Raw genomic sequence first — 3,377 nt, 5'->3', positions numbered from 1 at the left:
CGGCGGAGGCGCCGTTGGCGCCGTTGGCGGAGGCGGGCGGGTCGTCAGGGCGCGGCGCGTCCGGGTCGGCGGGCGTGAACGCGGGACGACCCGCGGACGGCGGGCGCCGCCAGGACGCCATCGGCGTCGGCTCGGACGGCGGGCCGGACATCGCGGGCCCCGCCGGGACGGACGCGGTGCCGGGCGGCGCGGGTTCGAGCGTGATGGCCTTGGCCGCCGCGTCCAGCGCCGCGCGGCACTCGGCCTCGGTGTCGGCGATGGCGAGGGTCGCGGCGTAGCGCGCCCACATGTAGCCGTCCTCGGCGCGCTCGACCAGCTCGCCGGGCTGCGCGATGGGCACGACCTTGTCGGTGGCCGGGTGCAGCAGCGACTCGTCCACGCGGAGCGCGCCGAACACCGTGGCGACCTCGGGGTAGGCGAACTCGACCGCGGCGACGCCGGTCCGGGTGCGCTCCAGCGCGGGGGTCCGGCCGACGGCGATGGCGGCGGCGGCGAGCCCGGCGTCGATGCCCGTGATGCGTCCGCCCAGGTAGGGGATGAAGTCGCCGCCGAGCCGGCCGTTCAGCTCGACGACCCGCGGGCCGGTCTTCGTGAGGAAGACCTCGGTGTGGGTCATCCCGGTGTGGAAGCCGAGCGCCGCGTGCGTGTCCTCCAGCACCCGGAGCAGTTCCGGGTCGCTCAGCAGGGGGTCGTCGGCGAAGAGCACGTGCCCGACCTCCTCGCAGAACGGCTCGTAGCCCTTGCGCTTGTGCGCCAGGTACAGCGGCACGACCTTCCCGTCGAACACGGCCGAGTCGATGCTGATCTCCTCGCCGCGCAGGCACTCCTCGACCAGATGCTGATCTCCTCGCCGCGCAGGCACTCCTCGACCAGGACGCCGTACTCGTACTCCTCCACCTCGGGCAGCGTGGTGCCGCGCACCCGCTCGTAGGCGTCCGCCAGCAGGTCCGGGGACTCCACGACGATCACCGCGACGCTCGCGGCGAGCGCGCGCGGCTTCAGCACGACGGGGTAGCCGATCCGGTCGGCCTCCCGCCGGGCCTCGTCGAGCGAGGCGACCGCGACCGACGCGGGCTGCGGGACCCCGGCGGCGTCGAGCGCCAGGCGCGACAGGTGCTTGTCGCGGCACCGCTCGACGACGTCCGGGGACACGCCGGGCAGCCCCAGCGCCTCGGCGACGCACGCGGTCGGCCAGATGCGCGCCTCGTCCCAGCACAGCACGCCGGCGAACGGGTCGGTGTCGTGCACCGCCCGGGCCGCGGCGATCGCGAGGTCGGGTTCCAGCGTGTTCACGACGGTCACGCCGTCCACGTACTCCAGTTCCCAGGACGGCTCGGACTTGGCGAAGAGGTGGATCCGGTACTCGCGGGCGATCGACTCGACGAGGTACTCGCGCCACGCCTGCATGCCGGTGGCGATCAAGGCCAGGTGCGGACGGACATCCATGCCAGGGTCCCTTCGACTCGGTCATAGGCCCGGCTCGCCGTCGCGGTCCGCCCCGGGCTCGGCGAACCCGCGGACGGCCGCCGGGCAGGGCGCGGCCGGGCACTGCGCCGCATGGTCCCCCGGCGCCCACAGGGCGTCAATATTGCTTTCCCGTCGCGGTTCGCGATATCCGGATCACGGAAAGCAATGGCGGCAGTTCAGCTCGGGCGGGGGAACCCGGAGGCCCGGCGCGCGGCCCGTCCTGTCATCTTCCTGCCACCGGGAAAACGCCTTATCCGGGTCACAATCCCTTCCGTGGCGGCCGCCTCGATTCGGCACGACGCGCAACGGGAGATCGCATGCAGAAGATGCAATATTCGTCCGCCCGGCTGACCGAGGAATACGGAATCCGCATCGGCCGGTGGGCGCAGTACCCGGCGGACCGGGAGCTGCCGTTCGACGCGATGTGGTGCGTCATCCCGCCGGGCGGGTCGAGCGAGCGGGACGAGCACCCCGAGGTGGAGCTGTCGGTGGTGGCGTCCGGGCACGCCGACTACGAGGCGCCGGAGACCGGCGAGCGGACCGAGGCCGGGCAGGGCGCCGCCGTCCTGCTGGCCGGCCGGGAACCGCACGTGATCCACAACCGCTCGGACAGCGAGCCGCTGGTGCTGCTGAGCATCTACTGGATGCCCGAGGAGGAGACCGAATGACCGTCGTCATCACCACTCCCCCACCGACCCCGAACGGCCCGCTGCACGTCGGCCACCTGAGCGGCCCCTACGTCGCGGGCGACATCGCGGCGCGGGCGCTGCGCGCGGCGGGCGCGGACGTGCTGACCATGTCCGGCCTCGACAGCAACCAGAACTACGTCCTCGCCAAGGCCGAGGCGCTGGGCCGTCCGGTGGACGAGGTCCGACGCGACTACTCCGACCAGATCCGGTCGGCGCTCGCCAAGGCCCGGATCGAGTACGACGTGTTCCTCGACCCGGCCACCGACACCGGCTACCGGGAGGCCATGCGGCGGCTCCCCGGCGAACTGCTCGGCATCGCCGAGGAGACCGTCCTGCACCGCTGCCCCGGCTGCGGGCGGACGATGCACCACGCCTACGTCGCCGGCCTCTGCGGGACGTGCGGAGCGGGCGCGGCGGGGGGCGCGTGCGAGGCGTGCGCGGGCTACAACACCGCGGGGACGCTCCGCGAAGCGCGCTCGACCTGCTGCGACGCCGTCCCCGAGGAGTACACCGCACGCGTCCCGGTGCTGCGGCTGGAGGACTACCGCGACCAGCTCACCCGCACGTGGGCCGGGGCCGAGATGCACCCGCGCGTGGTCGGCCTCGTCCGGCGGCTGCTCGCGGACGGCCTGCCCACCGTCCCCGTCGCCTACCCGACCGACTGGGGCATCGAGCTGGCGCATCCCGACTCCCACCCGCGAGATCTCCGCCTGGACGTCTGGGTGGAGATGGCGTTCGGCTACCTGTACAAGATCGCGCGCGCCCTGGACCCGGACGCGCGCACGCTCGCCGACTGCGTCGCCGCCTGGAACCGCGTGGACGAGCTGTGGCACTTCCTCGGCATCGACAACGCCTTCTACTACGCGGTCCTCATCCCGGCCGTGTTCGCGGCGGCGGGCGCGCGGCCGGGCGTGCTGCGCGGGCTCGCGGTCAACGAGTTCTACCGGCTGGACGGCCTGAAGTTCTCCACCAGCCGCGATCACGCCGTCTGGGCGCTGGACTTCCTGGACGAGCAGGACCCCGGCGACGTGCGGCTGTTCCTCGCCCAGGACCGTCCCGACCGGTACGAGAGCGACTTCACGGCCGACGCGTTCAAGACGGGCCGTCCGTCCGCCGACGCCGACCTGGAGCGGGCGCGCCGCGCGCTCGCGCCGTCCGGGTTCGACCCGGCGCTCGCCGCCCGCCTGCTGCTGCCGCTCCGCGACGACCCGCGCGCCCGCC

At 73.8% G+C, this 3,377-nt stretch carries 3 protein-coding genes and 1 pseudogene; 2 read left to right on the top strand and 2 right to left on the bottom strand.

Translation table 11 applies throughout. The features are described 5' to 3' along the window. Together DZF91_RS42620 and DZF91_RS42615 are read right to left on the bottom strand one after the other, a co-directional pair. Positions 1-787: pseudogene (locus DZF91_RS42620) on the bottom strand (hypothetical protein); the annotation flags it as partial. Beyond that, on the bottom strand, positions 679-1,446 hold the full coding sequence (locus DZF91_RS42615; protein ID WP_199486474.1) for an ATP-grasp domain-containing protein: 768 nt from the start codon (positions 1,444-1,446) through the stop codon (positions 679-681). The gene DZF91_RS42615 and the pseudogene DZF91_RS42620, both read right to left, overlap by 109 nt. 338 nt (positions 1,447-1,784) lie before the next feature. Here DZF91_RS42615 and DZF91_RS07290 point away from each other — a divergent pair, with 338 nt between their 5' ends. Both DZF91_RS07290 and DZF91_RS07285 read left to right on the top strand, forming a co-directional pair. Then, entirely contained in the window at positions 1,785-2,135 is a 351-nt protein-coding gene (locus DZF91_RS07290; protein ID WP_117356721.1) for a cupin domain-containing protein, read from the top strand. Continuing rightward, positions 2,132-3,377 (top strand): class I tRNA ligase family protein (locus DZF91_RS07285; RefSeq protein WP_117356720.1); only part of this gene is annotated, 1,246 nt, incomplete at its 3' end. The genes DZF91_RS07290 and DZF91_RS07285, both read left to right, overlap by 4 nt.

Origin of the sequence: Actinomadura logoneensis, assembly GCF_003428695.1 — a bacterium.
In the GTDB taxonomy this organism is placed as follows: domain Bacteria; phylum Actinomycetota; class Actinomycetes; order Streptosporangiales; family Streptosporangiaceae; genus Spirillospora; species Spirillospora logoneensis.
This window is presented reverse-complemented; position numbering and strand designations above follow the sequence as displayed.